At 66.3% G+C, this 13,015-nt stretch carries 24 protein-coding genes; all 24 read left to right on the top strand.

From position 1 onward, the window contains the following. Positions 1-14 precede the first annotated feature (14 nt). Entirely contained in the window at positions 15-668 is a 654-nt protein-coding gene (gene rplC, locus HD597_RS45925) for a 50S ribosomal protein L3 (RefSeq protein WP_148439698.1), read from the top strand. After that, positions 665-1,312 (top strand): 50S ribosomal protein L4, encoded by a 648-nt coding sequence (gene rplD / locus HD597_RS45920; protein ID WP_253752817.1) that lies wholly within the window; start codon positions 665-667, stop codon positions 1,310-1,312. The genes rplC and rplD overlap by 4 nt, the downstream gene beginning before the upstream one ends. Beyond that, positions 1,312-1,614: a 50S ribosomal protein L23 gene (rplW, locus tag HD597_RS45915; RefSeq protein WP_111180891.1), complete on the top strand. Its 303-nt coding sequence runs from the start codon at positions 1,312-1,314 to the stop codon at positions 1,612-1,614. Before rplD ends, rplW begins: the two co-directional genes overlap by 1 nt. Before the next feature lie 105 nt (positions 1,615-1,719). Then, positions 1,720-2,556 carry a 50S ribosomal protein L2 gene (gene rplB, locus HD597_RS45910; protein ID WP_080043237.1) on the top strand — a complete coding sequence of 279 codons (837 nt, stop codon included), beginning with the start codon at positions 1,720-1,722 and terminating at the stop codon, positions 2,554-2,556. 11 nt (positions 2,557-2,567) lie between these two features. After that, positions 2,568-2,846, top strand: coding sequence for a 30S ribosomal protein S19 (gene rpsS / locus HD597_RS45905; RefSeq protein WP_030451498.1), 279 nt, complete (start codon positions 2,568-2,570; stop codon positions 2,844-2,846). A 24-nt stretch (positions 2,847-2,870) separates the two neighbouring features. Next, a complete protein-coding gene (rplV, locus tag HD597_RS45900) occupies positions 2,871-3,224 on the top strand; it encodes a 50S ribosomal protein L22 (RefSeq protein ID WP_049572697.1) in 354 nt (117 codons plus the stop codon). Continuing rightward, complete coding sequence (gene rpsC, locus HD597_RS45895; protein WP_253752815.1) at positions 3,224-4,069, top strand: 30S ribosomal protein S3; 846 nt, start codon at positions 3,224-3,226, stop codon at positions 4,067-4,069. The genes rplV and rpsC overlap by 1 nt, the downstream gene beginning before the upstream one ends. A 2-nt stretch (positions 4,070-4,071) precedes the next feature. Beyond that, the gene (rplP, locus tag HD597_RS45890) at positions 4,072-4,491 is read left to right on the top strand and encodes a 50S ribosomal protein L16 (protein WP_253752813.1); all 420 of its coding nucleotides are present in this window, start codon (positions 4,072-4,074) and stop codon (positions 4,489-4,491) included. Beyond that, positions 4,491-4,727 carry a 50S ribosomal protein L29 gene (rpmC, locus tag HD597_RS45885; RefSeq protein ID WP_080047279.1) on the top strand — a complete coding sequence of 79 codons (237 nt, stop codon included), beginning with the start codon at positions 4,491-4,493 and terminating at the stop codon, positions 4,725-4,727. The genes rplP and rpmC overlap by 1 nt, the downstream gene beginning before the upstream one ends. Beyond that, positions 4,720-5,019: a 30S ribosomal protein S17 gene (gene rpsQ, locus HD597_RS45880; protein WP_253752811.1), complete on the top strand. Its 300-nt coding sequence runs from the start codon at positions 4,720-4,722 to the stop codon at positions 5,017-5,019. Before rpmC ends, rpsQ begins: the two co-directional genes overlap by 8 nt. A gap of 191 nt (positions 5,020-5,210) precedes the next feature. Then, on the top strand, positions 5,211-5,582 hold the full coding sequence (gene rplN, locus HD597_RS45875) for a 50S ribosomal protein L14 (RefSeq protein WP_026214151.1): 372 nt from the start codon (positions 5,211-5,213) through the stop codon (positions 5,580-5,582). Next, positions 5,583-5,888, top strand: coding sequence for a 50S ribosomal protein L24 (gene rplX, locus HD597_RS45870; protein WP_311132214.1), 306 nt, complete (start codon positions 5,583-5,585; stop codon positions 5,886-5,888). Next, on the top strand, positions 5,888-6,463 hold the full coding sequence (gene rplE / locus HD597_RS45865; RefSeq protein ID WP_106253395.1) for a 50S ribosomal protein L5: 576 nt from the start codon (positions 5,888-5,890) through the stop codon (positions 6,461-6,463). Before rplX ends, rplE begins: the two co-directional genes overlap by 1 nt. Positions 6,464-6,467: 4 nt before the next feature. Beyond that, a complete protein-coding gene (locus tag HD597_RS45860; protein ID WP_020542298.1) occupies positions 6,468-6,653 on the top strand; it encodes a type Z 30S ribosomal protein S14 in 186 nt (61 codons plus the stop codon). A gap of 146 nt (positions 6,654-6,799) precedes the next feature. Next, the gene (gene rpsH / locus HD597_RS45855; RefSeq protein ID WP_020542297.1) at positions 6,800-7,198 is read left to right on the top strand and encodes a 30S ribosomal protein S8; all 399 of its coding nucleotides are present in this window, start codon (positions 6,800-6,802) and stop codon (positions 7,196-7,198) included. Positions 7,199-7,214: 16 nt separating this feature from the next. Beyond that, positions 7,215-7,757, top strand: coding sequence for a 50S ribosomal protein L6 (rplF, locus tag HD597_RS45850; RefSeq protein WP_253752809.1), 543 nt, complete (start codon positions 7,215-7,217; stop codon positions 7,755-7,757). 2 nt (positions 7,758-7,759) lie between these two features. Next, positions 7,760-8,143, top strand: coding sequence for a 50S ribosomal protein L18 (rplR, locus tag HD597_RS45845; RefSeq protein ID WP_253752807.1), 384 nt, complete (start codon positions 7,760-7,762; stop codon positions 8,141-8,143). 25 nt (positions 8,144-8,168) lie between these two features. After that, positions 8,169-8,798 carry a 30S ribosomal protein S5 gene (gene rpsE / locus HD597_RS45840; protein WP_253752805.1) on the top strand — a complete coding sequence of 210 codons (630 nt, stop codon included), beginning with the start codon at positions 8,169-8,171 and terminating at the stop codon, positions 8,796-8,798. Positions 8,799-8,800: 2 nt separating this feature from the next. Then, positions 8,801-8,983, top strand: coding sequence for a 50S ribosomal protein L30 (gene rpmD, locus HD597_RS45835; RefSeq protein WP_080043226.1), 183 nt, complete (start codon positions 8,801-8,803; stop codon positions 8,981-8,983). 2 nt (positions 8,984-8,985) lie between these two features. Continuing rightward, positions 8,986-9,441, top strand: coding sequence for a 50S ribosomal protein L15 (gene rplO, locus HD597_RS45830; RefSeq protein WP_185110302.1), 456 nt, complete (start codon positions 8,986-8,988; stop codon positions 9,439-9,441). A gap of 170 nt (positions 9,442-9,611) precedes the next feature. Next, complete coding sequence (secY, locus tag HD597_RS45825; RefSeq protein WP_253752803.1) at positions 9,612-10,916, top strand: preprotein translocase subunit SecY; 1,305 nt, start codon at positions 9,612-9,614, stop codon at positions 10,914-10,916. Continuing rightward, positions 10,916-11,566, top strand: coding sequence for an adenylate kinase (locus HD597_RS45820; RefSeq protein ID WP_080043223.1), 651 nt, complete (start codon positions 10,916-10,918; stop codon positions 11,564-11,566). Before secY ends, HD597_RS45820 begins: the two co-directional genes overlap by 1 nt. A gap of 111 nt (positions 11,567-11,677) precedes the next feature. Continuing rightward, on the top strand, positions 11,678-12,487 hold the full coding sequence (map, locus tag HD597_RS45815) for a type I methionyl aminopeptidase (protein ID WP_253752801.1): 810 nt from the start codon (positions 11,678-11,680) through the stop codon (positions 12,485-12,487). Positions 12,488-12,501: 14 nt separating this feature from the next. Next, positions 12,502-12,939 carry a DUF1707 SHOCT-like domain-containing protein gene (locus HD597_RS45810; RefSeq protein WP_253752799.1) on the top strand — a complete coding sequence of 146 codons (438 nt, stop codon included), beginning with the start codon at positions 12,502-12,504 and terminating at the stop codon, positions 12,937-12,939. Positions 12,940-13,015 lie beyond the last annotated feature (76 nt).

The following is a 13,015-nucleotide window of genomic DNA, read 5'->3' as shown; positions in this document are numbered from 1 at the left end:
GGGAACGCACTGACATGGCTAAGACGATCAAGGGCGTCCTGGGCAAGAAGCTCGGCATGACCCAGGTCTTCGACGCGGACAACCGGCTCGTTCCGGTCACCGTGGTCGAGGCCGGTCCGTGCGTGGTGACCCGCGTCCGCACCGCCGAGAAGGACGGCTACTCCGCCGTTCAGCTCGGCTTCGGGCAGGTCGACCCCCGGAAGGTCAACAAGCCGCTCGGCGACTACCTGCGTAAGCACGACATCACCCCGCGCCGTTACTTCGCGGAGATCCGCACCGACGACGCGAGCGACTACACCCTGGGCCAGGAGCTGCTGGCCGACACCTTCGAGGCGGGCCAGTTCGTCGACGTGACGGGCAAGAGCAAGGGCAAGGGCTTCGCCGGTGTCATGAAGCGGCACGGCTTCGGTGGTCTGGGCGCGTCGCACGGTACGCAGCGCAAGCACCGCTCGCCGGGTTCCATCGGTGGCTGCGCCACCCCGGGCCGCGTTTTCAAGGGTCTGCGCATGGCTGGCCGGATGGGTAACGTCCGCACCACCGTGCAGAGCCTCAAGGTTCACGCCGTGGACGCCGAGAAGGGCCTCATCCTGATCAAGGGTGCGATCCCCGGCGCCAACGGCAGCCTGGTCCTCGTCCGTACCGCTGCCAAGAAGGGGGCTGCCAAGTGAGCACCACTATTGACGTCCTCGACGCCAGCGGCGCGAAGGCCGGCACCGTCGACCTGCCCGAAGACATCTTCGGCGCCAAGGTCAACGTACCGCTGATCCACCAGGTGGTCGTGGCCCAGCTCGCCGCTCGCCGGCAGGGCACCCACAAGGCCAAGACCCGTGGTGAGGTCTCCGGCGGTGGCAAGAAGCCGTACCGCCAGAAGGGCACCGGCCGCGCCCGTCAGGGCTCGACCCGCGCTCCGCAGTTCACCGGCGGTGGCACCGTCCACGGCCCCGTGCCGCGCGACTACTCGCAGCGCACGCCCAAGAAGATGAAGGTCGCCGCCCTGCGTGGCGCCCTGTCCGACCGGGCGAGCGGCAACCGCGTGCACGTGGTGAGCTCCCTGGTCTCGGGCGAGACGCCCAAGACCAAGTCCGCGCTGGAGGCCCTGCGCAAGGTCACCCAGGCCGCTCGCGTCCTGGTCGTCGTCGACTCCGACGACGAGCTGACCTGGCTGAGCCTGCGCAACGCTCCCGAGGTCCACCTGCTGGACGCCGGGCAGCTCAACACCTACGACGTGCTCGTGCACGACGACGTGGTCTTCACCCAGGAGGCGTACGACCAGGTCGTGGCGCGGCTGAGTGGCGGGAAGGAAGACGCCTGATGGAGAAGATCGCCGACCCGCGCGACATCATCATCAAGCCGGTCGTCTCTGAGAAGAGCTACGGCCTGATCGATGAGAACAACAAGTACACGTTCCTGGTGAAGAAGACCGCGAACAAGACCCAGGTCAAGATCGCCGTTGAGCAGATCTTCGGGGTCAAGGTCACCAGCGTGAACACGATCAACCGGCAGGGCAAGCGCAAGCGCACCCGTACCGGCTTCGGCAAGCGTCCCGACACCAAGCGCGCGATCGTGAGCCTGGTCGAGGGCGATCGGATCGACATCTTCGGTCAGATCGGCTAGCAGCCATAGAAGTGAGCGGGCCCCCCGAGGGCCCGCGGGGCTGAGACCGTCGCACTCCGGTGCGGCGGGCTCACCCATGTAACCGACGAAGGATGAACGAAAAAGATGGGCATCCGTAAATACAAGCCGACGACTCCGGGTCGCCGCGGATCGAGTGTCTCGGACTTCTCCGAGATCACCCGCAGCACTCCTGAGAAGTCGCTGCTTGCGCCCCTGCACAGCAAGGGCGGCCGCAACGTACACGGCCGAGTCACCGCTCGCCACCAGGGCGGCGGTCACAAGCGCGCCTACCGGATCATCGACTTCCGCAGGCACGACAAGGACGGCATCCCGGCCAAGGTCGCTCACATCGAGTACGACCCCAACCGCACCGCCAACATCGCCCTGCTCCACTACGCCGACGGCGAGAAGCGCTACATCATCGCGCCGACCGGCCTCAAGCAGGGCGACCGGATCGAGAACGGCCCCGCCGCCGACATCAAGCCGGGCAACTGCCTGCCGCTGCGCAACATCCCGACCGGTACCTTCATCCACGCGGTGGAGCTCCGTCCGGGTGGTGGCGCCAAGCTCGGCCGCTCCGCGGGCGCTCAGATCCAGCTCCTCGCCAAGGAGGGCCAGTACGCCACGCTGCGTATGCCGTCCGGTGAGATGCGCATGGTGGACGTGCGCTGCCGCGCCACGGTGGGCCAGGTCGGCAACGCCGAGCAGGCCAACATCAACTGGGGCAAGGCCGGCCGCATGCGGTGGAAGGGCAAGCGCCCGACCGTCCGTGGTGTCGCGATGAACCCCGTCGACCACCCGCACGGTGGTGGTGAGGGTAAGACCTCCGGTGGTCGTCACCCGGTGAACCCCAAGGGCAAGCCCGAGGGCCGTACCCGTCAGGCGAACAAGGCCAGCGACAGGCTGATCATCCGCCGTCGGTCCAAGAGGAAGAAGCGGTAGGAGCAGCCGAAATGCCACGTAGCCTTAAGAAGGGTCCCTTCGTGGACGACCACCTTCAGAAGAAGGTGGACGCCCAGAACGAGAAGGGCACCAAGAATGTCATCAAGACGTGGTCGCGTCGCTCCATGATCGTTCCTGACATGCTCGGGCACACGATCGCCGTGCACGACGGCCGCAAGCACGTCCCGGTGTTCGTCACCGAGTCGATGATCGGGCACAAGCTCGGAGAGTTCGCCCCGACGCGTACGTTCCGCAGCCACGTCAAGGAAGACCGCCGCAGCCGGCGGTAAGCGTCCCAGAAGTAGGAGAAAGCGATGGAAGCCAGGGCTCAGGCGCGGTTCGTCCGTGTCACGCCCCTCAAGGCCCGCCGCGTGGTGGACCTTATTCGCGGGCTGCCCGCTTCGGAGGCGCAGGCCGTGCTGCAGTTCGCTCCCCAGTCGGCGAGCGAGCCGATCTACAAGGTGCTCAGCTCCGCCATGGCGAACGCCGAGCACAACTTCGATCTCGACCCGAGCACGCTCTTCGTGAGCCGCGCGTGGGTCGACGAGGGCCCGACGCTGAAGCGGTTCCGTCCGCGTGCACAGGGTCGCGCCTATCGGATCAACAAGCGGACGAGCCACATCACCGTGATCGTGGAGTCCCGCGAGCCGAAGGGAAGGACCCGATAGTGGGCCAGAAGGTTAACCCGCACGGGTTCCGCCTCGGCATCACGACCGACTTCAAGAGCCGGTGGTACGCCGACAAGCTGTACAAGTCCTACGTCGCCGAGGACGTGTCGATCCGTCGCATGCTGCAGAAGGGCATGGAGCGGGCCGGCATCTCCAAGGTCGAGATCGAGCGCACGACGGACCGCGTGCAGGTGGACATCCACACCGCGCGTCCCGGCATCGTGATCGGCCGCCGCGGCGCCGAGGCCGACCGCATCCGCGGTGACCTGGAGAAGCTGACCAAGAAGCAGGTCCAGCTCAACATTCTCGAGGTCAAGAACCCGGAGATCGACGCGCAGCTCGTCGCGCAGGGCGTGGCCGAGCAGCTGTCGAGCCGTGTCTCGTTCCGCCGCGCCATGCGCAAGGCGATGCAGTCGGCCATGAAGTCCGGCGCCAAGGGCATCCGTGTCCAGTGCTCCGGTCGTCTGGGCGGCGCCGAGATGTCGCGCTCGGAGTTCTACCGCGAGGGCCGCGTGCCCCTGCACACGCTCCGCGCGGACATCGACTACGGCTTCTACGAGGCCCGTACGACCTTCGGCCGCATCGGCGTGAAGGTCTGGATCTACAAGGGCGAGGCTCCGACGAGCCGCGCCGAGCGTGAGGCGGCTGCCGCCGGCGCTCGTGCCGGCCAGCGTCGCGAGCGCGACGACCGTCGTGGTGGCGGCGGCGACCGTCCGCGTCGTGGTGGCGGCGACCGCCCCCGTCGTGGCGGCGGCCGTGGCGACCGCGCCCCCCGCAACGAGGCGGCCTCGCAGGCCGCCCCCGAGACCGGCCCGGCTGCGCAGCCGGGTGCTGAAGGGAGCTGACCATGCTGATCCCGCGCAGGGTCAAGCACCGCAAGCAGCACCGGCCTGACCGCAGCGGAGCCGCCAAGGGCGGCACCAGGGTCGTGTTCGGCGAGTTCGGCATCCAGGCTGTTGAGCACTCCTACGTGACCAACCGCCAGATCGAGTCCGCTCGTATCGCCATGACCCGTCACATCCGCCGTGGCGGCAAGGTGTGGATCAACATCTACCCCGACCGTCCGCTCACGAAGAAGCCTGCCGAGACCCGCATGGGTTCCGGTAAGGGTTCGCCGGAGTGGTGGATCGCCAACGTCAAGCCCGGACGCGTGATGTTCGAGCTGTCCGGCGTGACGGAGCCGATCGCTCGCGAGGCGCTTCAGCGTGCGATCCACAAGCTCCCGATGAAGTGCAAGATCGTTAAGCGTGAAGTGGGTGAGGCGTGATGGCTAAGGGCCTGACCGCCGGCGAGCTGCGGGTGGAGGACCAGGACACCCTGGTCCAGAAGCTCAAGGAGGCCAAGGAGGAGCTGTTCAACCTCCGCTTCCAGGCGGCGACCGGTCAGTTGGAGAGCCACGGGCGGCTGCGCGCCGTCCGCCGCGAGATCGCCCGTATCTACACCGTGATGCGCGAGCGCGAGCTGGGCATCGTCACGGTCGAGAAGGAGACGAGCGATGGCTGAGACCACCGAGACCACCGAGGCCGCCGAGAAGAACGGCGAGCAGCGGCACTTCCGCAAGGTCCGCGAGGGCCTCGTCGTCAGCGACAAGATGGACAAGACCGTCGTCGTCGCCGTCGAGGACCGCGTGAAGCACCGTCTGTACGGCAAGGTCATCCGCCGTACGACCAAGTACAAGGCGCACGACGAGGCCAACGCCTGTGGCGTCGGCGACCGCGTGCTGCTGATGGAGACCCGCCCCCTCTCCGCCACCAAGCGGTGGAGGGTCGTGGAGATCCTCGAGAAGGCCAAGTAGGCCCTCTCGGATATACCGCGCCTCGTGGGGGCTCTGAGAGCCCCCATGACGGCGTCCAAGGACGCGGGGCCTAACGGCCTCGCGTCGCCTGCGGTGCGGCGCCCTGAGGGGCGCTGTGGCCGTGGGAACAAGACAATGCCAGGTTCCGCCAGGCTCAGAGATGAGAACCGGCGCGACTATCAGGAGTAGACGTGATCCAGCAGGAGTCGCGGCTCAAGGTCGCCGACAACACGGGCGCGAAGGAGATCCTTTGCATCCGCGTTCTCGGTGGCTCGGGCCGACGCTACGCCGGTATCGGCGACGTCATCGTCGCCACTGTCAAGGACGCGCTGCCGGGCAGCACGGGCGTCAAGAAGGGCGATGTGGTCAAGGCCGTCATCGTCCGCACGGTCAAGGAGCGCCGCCGGCCCGACGGCTCCTACATCCGCTTCGACGAGAACGCCGCCGTCATCATCAAGGACAGCGGCGACCCTCGTGGCACTCGTATCTTCGGCCCGGTCGGCCGCGAGCTGCGCGACAAGAAGTTCATGCGCATCATCTCGCTCGCCCCGGAGGTGTTGTAGATGCCGAAGTCGTTGCATGTGAAGAAGGGTGACCTGGTCCAGGTCATCGCCGGCAAGGACAAGGGTGCCAAGGGTCGCGTGATCGCCACGCTGCCGCGCGAGGACCGCGTGGTGGTCGAGGGCATCAACATGATCAAGAAGCACGCCAAGGAGACCCACCAGGGCCCGCGCGGCGCCAAGACCGGCGGCGTGCAGACCATGGAGGGGCCCATCCACGTCTCGAACGTGAAGAAGCTCAAGGACGACAAGCCCGCCGAGAAGAAGGCCGACGAGAAGAAGGCCGACGAGACGGGTGAGGACAGCTGATGACTGCCACGACCACTGAGACCGAGCGCCCGACGCCGCGACTCAAGACGAAGTACCGCGAGGAGATCGCGGCGCAGCTTCGCGAGCAGTTCGGCATCGAGAACGTCATGCAGATCCCCGCCCTGACCAAGATCAAGGTCAACATGGGCGTGGGCGAGGCGGCTCGTGACTCCAAGCTCATCGAGGGTGCCGTCCGCGACCTCACCGTGATCACCGGCCAGAAGCCGGCCGTCGTCCGGGCGCGCAAGTCCATCGCGCAGTTCAAGCTGCGCGAGGGCATGCCGATCGGCGCGCACGTCACGCTGCGCGGCGACCGCATGTGGGAGTTCCTCGACCGCCTGCTGGCGCTGGCCCTGCCCCGTATCAGGGACTTCCGGGGTCTGTCGCCCAAGCAGTTCGACGGCAACGGGAACTACACCTTCGGTCTGACCGAGCAGGTCATGTTCCACGAGGTCGACCAGGACAAGGTCGACCGGCCGCGGGGCATGGACATCACGATCGTGACCACCGCGAAGAACGACGACCAGGGCCGGGCGCTGCTGAAGCTCCTCGGCTTCCCGTTCAAGGAGGCCTGATCCAATGGCGAAGAAGTCGCTGATCGCCAAGGCGGGGCGCAAGCAGAAGTTCGAGGTCCGGGCCTACACGCGGTGCTCGCGCTGCGGTCGTCCGCGCGCCGTCTACAGGAAGTTCGGCCTGTGCCGTGTGTGCTTCCGCGAGATGGCGCACCGGGGCGAGCTGCCCGGCATCACCAAGTCGAGCTGGTAGGTAACCTGGGGGCGGCCCGGTGTCGTCCCCCAGGCCCATATATGTAGTAGGAAACAGGACGCATCCGCGTCCGTGACCGCGCCGAAGGTCCACCGGTAGAGCTCAGCTTCACCGACTGGAAACCGCGGCGAGGAAGGCCACTGGCCATGACGATGACCGACCCGATCGCAGACATGCTCACGCGTCTGCGCAACGCGAATTCGGCGTACCACGACAGCGTGTCGATGCCGTACTCGAAGATCAAGGCGCACATCGCCGAGATCCTCCAGCAGGAGGGCTACATCCAGGCCTGGACCGTCGAAGACGCCAAGGTCGGAAAGAACCTCGTGGTGGAGCTCAAGTTCGGGCCCACCCGTGAGCGGTCGCTCGCGGGCCTGCGCCGGGTTTCCAAGCCCGGTCTGCGGGTTTATGCGAAGAAGGACAACCTGCCTCGAGTCCTGGGCGGACTGGGCGTCGCGATCATCTCGACGTCCCACGGCCTCATGACCGACAAGCAGGCCGGCAAGCGTGGTGTGGGCGGGGAAGTCCTCGCCTACGTCTGGTAGAGGGGAGGAACACAGCATGTCGAGAATCGGACGGCTGCCCATCCCTGTGCCGAGCGGCGTAGACATCACGATCGACGGCCAGGATGTCCAAGTCAAGGGCCCGAAGGGCACGCTCACTCACTCGGTCGCCGAGCCCATCAAGGTGGCTCGGGACGACGACGGCGCCATCGCCGTCACCCGGCCGAACGACGAGAACAAGGTCCGTGCGCTGCACGGCCTGTCCAGGACGCTGATCGCCAACATGGTGCAGGGCGTCACTCAGGGCTACTCCAAGAGCCTTGAGATCGTCGGCGTCGGTTACCGCGTCCAGGCCAAGGGCCCGACGCAGCTGGAGTTCTCTCTGGGCTTCAGTCACCCGGTCATCGTCGACGCCCCCGAGGGCGTCAGCTTCCGCGTCGAGAAGCCGACCCTGTTCCACGTGGACGGCATCGACAAGCAGAAGGTCGGCGAGGTCGCGGCCAACATCCGCAAGTTGCGCAAGCCTGACCCGTACAAGGGCAAGGGCGTGCGCTACCAGGGCGAACAGATCCGCCGCAAGGTCGGAAAGGCTGGTAAGTAGGCATGGCTCCGAAGGTTGCGTTCAGCAAGCACACGGCTGCCCGCACCGTCTCGCGGGCCCGCCGTCACCGCCGCGTCCGCAAGTTCGTCGTGGGTACGGCCGAGCGTCCGCGCCTGGTCGTCAACCGCTCGACCCGTCACATGTTCGTCCAGATCGTGGACGACTCCGTCGGCCACACGCTGGTGAGCGCCTCCACCATGGACGCCTCGCTGCGCTCGCTGGAGGCGGACAAGACGGAGAAGGCGAAGAAGGTCGGCGAGCTCCTCGCTCAGCGGGCCAAGGAAGCCGGTATCACCAAGGTCGTCTTCGACCGCGGTGGCAACCGCTACGCCGGCCGCATCGCGGCTCTGGCGGACAGCGCCCGCGAAGGCGGGCTCGAGTTCTGATGGCTACTGAGAAGAGGAACCACTGATGGCTGCAGCTCCGCGTCGCGGTGGCGGCACCGGTGGCGAGCGGCGGGACCGTCGTGACGATCGCCGCGGTGGCGCCGCCGACAAGGGCGTCTCGTACATCGAGCGCGTAGTGAAGATCAACCGAGTGGCCAAGGTCGTGAAGGGTGGTCGTCGCTTCAGCTTCACCGCCCTCGTCATCGTCGGTGACGGCAACGGCCTGGTCGGCGTCGGCTATGGCAAGGCCAAGGAAGTCCCCGCGGCCATCGCCAAGGGTGTCGAAGAGGCGAAGAAGCACTTCTTCAAGGTGCCGAGGATCCAGGGCACCATCCCGCACACCGTGCAGGGCGAGGAGGCGGCCGGCGTCGTCTTCCTGCGTCCGGCCTCGGCCGGTACCGGCGTCATCGCCGGTGGCCCGGTGCGCGCGGTGCTGGAGTGCGCGGGCATCCACGACGTGCTGTCCAAGTCGCTCGGCTCCGACAACCCGATCAACATCGTGCACGCCACCGTGGCGGCTCTGAAGGGCCTCTCGCGCCCCGAGGAGATCGCCGCCCGCCGTGGCCTGCCGATCGAGGACGTGGCCCCGCCGGCCATGCTCAAGGCTCAGCGTGAGGGCCTGGCGGAGGCGGCGGCCGCGAAGGCGGTGAGCTAGTCATGGCACGCCTGAAGATCACTCAGGTTCGCTCGAAGATCGGTGGCAAGCAGAACCAGCGTGACTCGCTGCGTTCGCTTGGCCTGAAGCGAATCGGCGACGTCGTCGTCAAGGAGGACCGGCCCGAGATTCGCGGGATGGTCTCCGTGGTGACGCACCTCGTCGAGGTGGAAGAGGTCGACTAGTCATGACTGACAAGGCTCCGCTCAAGATTCACGACCTGCGTCCCGCCCCCGGCGCCAACAAGTCGAAGATCCGCAAGGGTCGCGGCGAGGCGTCGAAGGGCAAGACGGCCGGTCGCGGCACCAAGGGCTCGCACGCCCGTACGACGGTTCCCCTCGGCTTCGAGGGTGGCCAGGTGCCGCTGCAGAGGCGTCTGCCGAAGCTCAAGGGCTTCTCCAACGCCCTGTTCAAGACGACCTACCAGGTCGTCAACCTCGACAGGATCGGCGAGCTGTTCCCCGAGGGTGGCGAGGTCACCGTCGAGGGTCTGGTCGCCAAGGGTGCTGTCCGCAAGAACCAGCTCGTGAAGGTGCTCGGCACCGGGGAGATCTCGGTCGCGGTGAACGTGACGGCTCACGCCTTCTCGTCCTCCGCGAAGGAGAAGATCGCCGCCGCCGGTGGTTCCGTTACCGAGCTGTAGTAACGCTATGACGAGGCGTGGGGGCTTTGACAATGGGCCCCCACGCCCGTAGTGCGTTAGAGTTCGCGAGACGGCAGGCTTCTGTCCGGCTCGTTTGACATGAGACTTCAGATGGCAGATCCCCGCACCATCGCTTACTCACACCGCCGTAAAGGCGCGCAGGAGGGACCGTGCTGACCGCGTTTACCCGGGCGTTCCGGACACCGGACCTGCGCAAGAAGTTGCTCTTCACCCTGGGCATCATCGCGCTTTTCCGTCTCGGCTCGGTTCTTCCGACCCCGGGAGTCCACGTACAGAACCTCGCCGCCTGTTTCGACCAGGCTCGGAGTGGCGACACCGGCAACATCTACGGGATGGTCCAGCTCTTCAGCGGCGGTGCGCTGCTGAAGCTTTCCGTGTTCGCGCTGGGCATCATGCCGTACATCACCGCGAGCATCATTCTTCAGCTGCTCGTCGTGGTCATTCCGCGACTCGAAGCGCTGAAGAAGGAAGGCCAATCCGGCCAGACCAAGATCACGCAGTATACGCGTTATCTGACCATCGGGCTCGCGGTTCTGCAGTCCACCGCCTTCATCGCGCTGGCCCGCACCGGCCAGCTCTTCCCGAACTGCCAGCAGGACGTTCTGCTCGACCCCGACAACATCTTCCAGATCGTGACGATGGTGGTCATCATGACCGCCGGTACGTCCGTGATCATGTGGCTCGGTGAGCTCATCACCGACCGCGGTGTCGGCAACGGCATGTCCATCCTGATCTTCACGCAGGTCGTCGCGGTGTTCCCGTCCGAGCTGGCCAACATCTTCCAGGCGAACAAGTTCACCTTCGCCGTCGTCATGGTGGTCGGCATCTTCATGATCGCCGCGGTGGTCTTCGTCGAGCAGGCGCAGCGCCGCATCCCGGTCCAGTACGCCAAGCGCATGGTGGGGCGCAGGATGTACGGCGGCACGTCGACGTACATCCCGCTGAAGGTCAACCAGGCCGGCATCATCCCGGTGATCTTCGCGTCGTCCCTGCTCTACCTGCCGCAGCTCGTCACGTCGCTCTTCCAGACCAGCGACAACGTGGTGATCACCTGGATCTCGCAGAACCTGGCCACGGGCGACACCCCGATCTACATGGCCACGTTCTTCCTGCTGATCATCTTCTTCACCTACTTCTACGTGTCGATTACGTTCAACCCCACTGAAGTCGCCGACAACATGAAGAAGTACGGTGGGTTCATTCCGGGCATCCGCCCCGGCCGTCCGACGGCTGAATACCTGAACTTCGTGCTCACCCGTCTGACCGCGCCCGGCGCGCTCTATCTGGGTCTGATCTCCATGGTCCCGATCGTCGCGCTGGCGGTGGCCGGTGCGAGCCAGAACTTCCCGTTCGGAGGGACGAGCATTCTGATCATGGTAGGCGTCGGCCTGGACACGGTGAAGCAGATCGAGAGCCAGCTGCAGCAGCGTAACTACGAAGGTTTCCTGCGGTAGTGCGTCTCGTTCTGGTTGGGCCCCCTGGAGCGGGTAAGGGGACACAGGCCCAGTACATCGCATCGAACCTGTCCATCCCGAAAATCTCGACAGGTGACATCTTCCGTGCCAACGTCTCGGGCGGCACGGACCTTGGCAAGCTGGCCAAGACGTACATGGACCGTGGTGACCTGGTGCCCGACGAGGTCACCATCGCCATGGTCCGTGACCGTCTGTCCGAGGACGACGCGCAGGACGGGTTCCTGCTCGACGGCTTCCCGAGGAACGTCGCGCAGGCGGAGATCCTGCGCGACATGCTCAAGGACTGGGGCCAGGCGCTCGATCTCGTACTCGAGCTTGTGGTCGACGACGACGAGGTGGTCAGGCGGCTCGCCGGCCGGCGCACCTGCAGCCAGTGCGGCCGCATCTGGCACGTCGAGTTCGACGACAAGAAGGACGACAAGTGCGACGCGTGCGGGGGCGCGCTCTTCCAGCGTGACGACGACAAGGAGGAGACCGTCAGGCACCGCCTGGAGGTCTACCAGGAGCAGACGGCGCCGCTGGTCTCCTACTACGCCGACGAGGGCATCCTGGTCGGCGTCGACGCGACAGGGCCGGTCGAGGAGGTCACTCAGCGGGCCATGGACGCGATCCGGCCGTTCCTGGGCTAGTCCAGTTACGTCCGATTTGCGGAGGTGGCACGGGTTTCCGTGCCACCTCGCGGCTATTGTGGGGGGAATTGGGCCCCCACTGTGGCCCGTTGAGACCCAGGGGGGCAGAAGATGTTCAAACGCAACAGACACGGCATCCAGATCAAGTCGCCGGAGCAGCTCGAGAAGATGCGGGCCGCGGGCCTGGTGGTCGGGCGCACGCTCGACCTGCTCAAGCGCTCGGTCGAGCCCGGCATGACGCCGCTCGACCTCGACGTCATCGCCGAGAAGGCGATCAGGGGCGAGGGTGCGATCCCGTCGTTCAAGGGCTACCAGGGCTTTCCTGCCACGATCTGCGCGTCGGTGAACGACGAGGTGGTCCACGGCATCCCGACGAACGCCCGCAAGCTGCAGGAGGGCGACATCATCTCGATCGACTGCGGCGCGATCCTGGAGGGCTGGCACGGCGACTCCGCCGTCACGGTCCCGGTCGGCGAGGTGGACCAGAAGCTGACCGAGCTGATGCGGGTCACGGAGGAGGCCATGTGGCGCGGCATCGCCGCGCTGAAGCCGGGCCGGCACCTGTCCGACATCGGGTACGAGGTCGAGCGTTACGTGAAGTCCCAGGGCCGCTTCGGCATCCCTCCCGAGTACGGCGGCCACGGCATCGGCACCGAGATGCACATGGACCCGTGGATCGCCAACCACGGCAAGCCCGGCCGCGGCCCGATGCTCGAAGAGGGCATGTGCCTGGCCATCGAGCCCATGGTCAACCTGGGCACCGAGCGCACCCGCGTGCTGGCCGACGACTGGACCGTGGTGACGATCGACGGCAAGCACTCCGCACACTTCGAACACAGCGTCGCTGTGACACATAATGGTCCCTGGGTGCTTACCGCCCTAGATGGGGGCGAATCGCGCTTGGCTCAACTTCAGCTCTAGCCGGGAGTGGTGGGATGGCGAAGAACAGCCCCGAGATGCGTGCCTCCGACGCCGACCGAGACAGGGTGGCCGCCATCCTCCGCGAGCACACGGCGCAGGGCCGCATCACGATGGACGAGTTCAACGAGCGGCTCGAGAGCCTCTACAAGAGCAAGACCTACGGCGAGCTGGCCAAGCTGACCTCCGACCTGCCCGACGTGGACCTGCGCCACCTGCCGGTCAAGGCCTCCCCGGCGGCCAAGCCGGCGCGGCAGCAGGGCATGCACAGCGGCATGAAGGCCGCCTGGAGCGCCTGGGCGGCGGCCAGCGGCATCAACTGGGTGATCTGGCTGATCGTGAGCATCACGGCCGGTGGCTTCATCTACCCGTGGCCGTTGTGGGTGATGGGCCCGTGGGGCGTGATCCTGCTGGTGAGCACCATCTTCGGGGACAACAAGCCGAAGAGCACCTAGGGCTCTGTGCAGTAGTGCACTGTGTGAATTCCTGCGCAGTGCGGATATGCCCGGCTTCTTAACGTGAGCTGTGTCG

The organism is Nonomuraea thailandensis (assembly GCF_024172165.1).
GTDB classification, from domain to species: Bacteria; Actinomycetota; Actinomycetes; order Streptosporangiales; family Streptosporangiaceae; genus Nonomuraea; species Nonomuraea thailandensis.
Note: the sequence above shows the minus strand (reverse complement) of the source record. Positions and strands in the feature narration are given on the sequence as shown.

Bases quoted from the DNA above. Each gene is read 5' to 3' on its own strand.
- rplC (WP_148439698.1), top strand. From the start codon at position 15: ATGGCTAAGACGATCAAGGGCGTCCTGGGCAAGAAGCTCGGCATGACC.
- rplW (WP_111180891.1), top strand. From the start codon at position 1,312: ATGGAGAAGATCGCCGACCCGCGCGACATCATCATCAAGCCGGTCGTC.
- rplB (WP_080043237.1), top strand. From the start codon at position 1,720: ATGGGCATCCGTAAATACAAGCCGACGACTCCGGGTCGCCGCGGATCG.
- rpsS (WP_030451498.1), top strand. From the start codon at position 2,568: ATGCCACGTAGCCTTAAGAAGGGTCCCTTCGTGGACGACCACCTTCAG.
- rplV (WP_049572697.1), top strand. From the start codon at position 2,871: ATGGAAGCCAGGGCTCAGGCGCGGTTCGTCCGTGTCACGCCCCTCAAG.
- rplP (WP_253752813.1), top strand. From the start codon at position 4,072: ATGCTGATCCCGCGCAGGGTCAAGCACCGCAAGCAGCACCGGCCTGAC.
- rpmC (WP_080047279.1), top strand. From the start codon at position 4,491: ATGGCTAAGGGCCTGACCGCCGGCGAGCTGCGGGTGGAGGACCAGGAC.
- rpsQ (WP_253752811.1), top strand. From the start codon at position 4,720: ATGGCTGAGACCACCGAGACCACCGAGGCCGCCGAGAAGAACGGCGAG.
- rplX (WP_311132214.1), top strand. From the start codon at position 5,583: ATGCCGAAGTCGTTGCATGTGAAGAAGGGTGACCTGGTCCAGGTCATC.
- rplE (WP_106253395.1), top strand. From the start codon at position 5,888: ATGACTGCCACGACCACTGAGACCGAGCGCCCGACGCCGCGACTCAAG.
- HD597_RS45860 (WP_020542298.1), top strand. From the start codon at position 6,468: ATGGCGAAGAAGTCGCTGATCGCCAAGGCGGGGCGCAAGCAGAAGTTC.
- rpsH (WP_020542297.1), top strand. From the start codon at position 6,800: ATGACGATGACCGACCCGATCGCAGACATGCTCACGCGTCTGCGCAAC.
- rplF (WP_253752809.1), top strand. From the start codon at position 7,215: ATGTCGAGAATCGGACGGCTGCCCATCCCTGTGCCGAGCGGCGTAGAC.
- rplR (WP_253752807.1), top strand. From the start codon at position 7,760: ATGGCTCCGAAGGTTGCGTTCAGCAAGCACACGGCTGCCCGCACCGTC.
- rpsE (WP_253752805.1), top strand. From the start codon at position 8,169: ATGGCTGCAGCTCCGCGTCGCGGTGGCGGCACCGGTGGCGAGCGGCGG.
- rpmD (WP_080043226.1), top strand. From the start codon at position 8,801: ATGGCACGCCTGAAGATCACTCAGGTTCGCTCGAAGATCGGTGGCAAG.
- rplO (WP_185110302.1), top strand. From the start codon at position 8,986: ATGACTGACAAGGCTCCGCTCAAGATTCACGACCTGCGTCCCGCCCCC.
- map (WP_253752801.1), top strand. From the start codon at position 11,678: ATGTTCAAACGCAACAGACACGGCATCCAGATCAAGTCGCCGGAGCAG.
- HD597_RS45810 (WP_253752799.1), top strand. From the start codon at position 12,502: ATGGCGAAGAACAGCCCCGAGATGCGTGCCTCCGACGCCGACCGAGAC.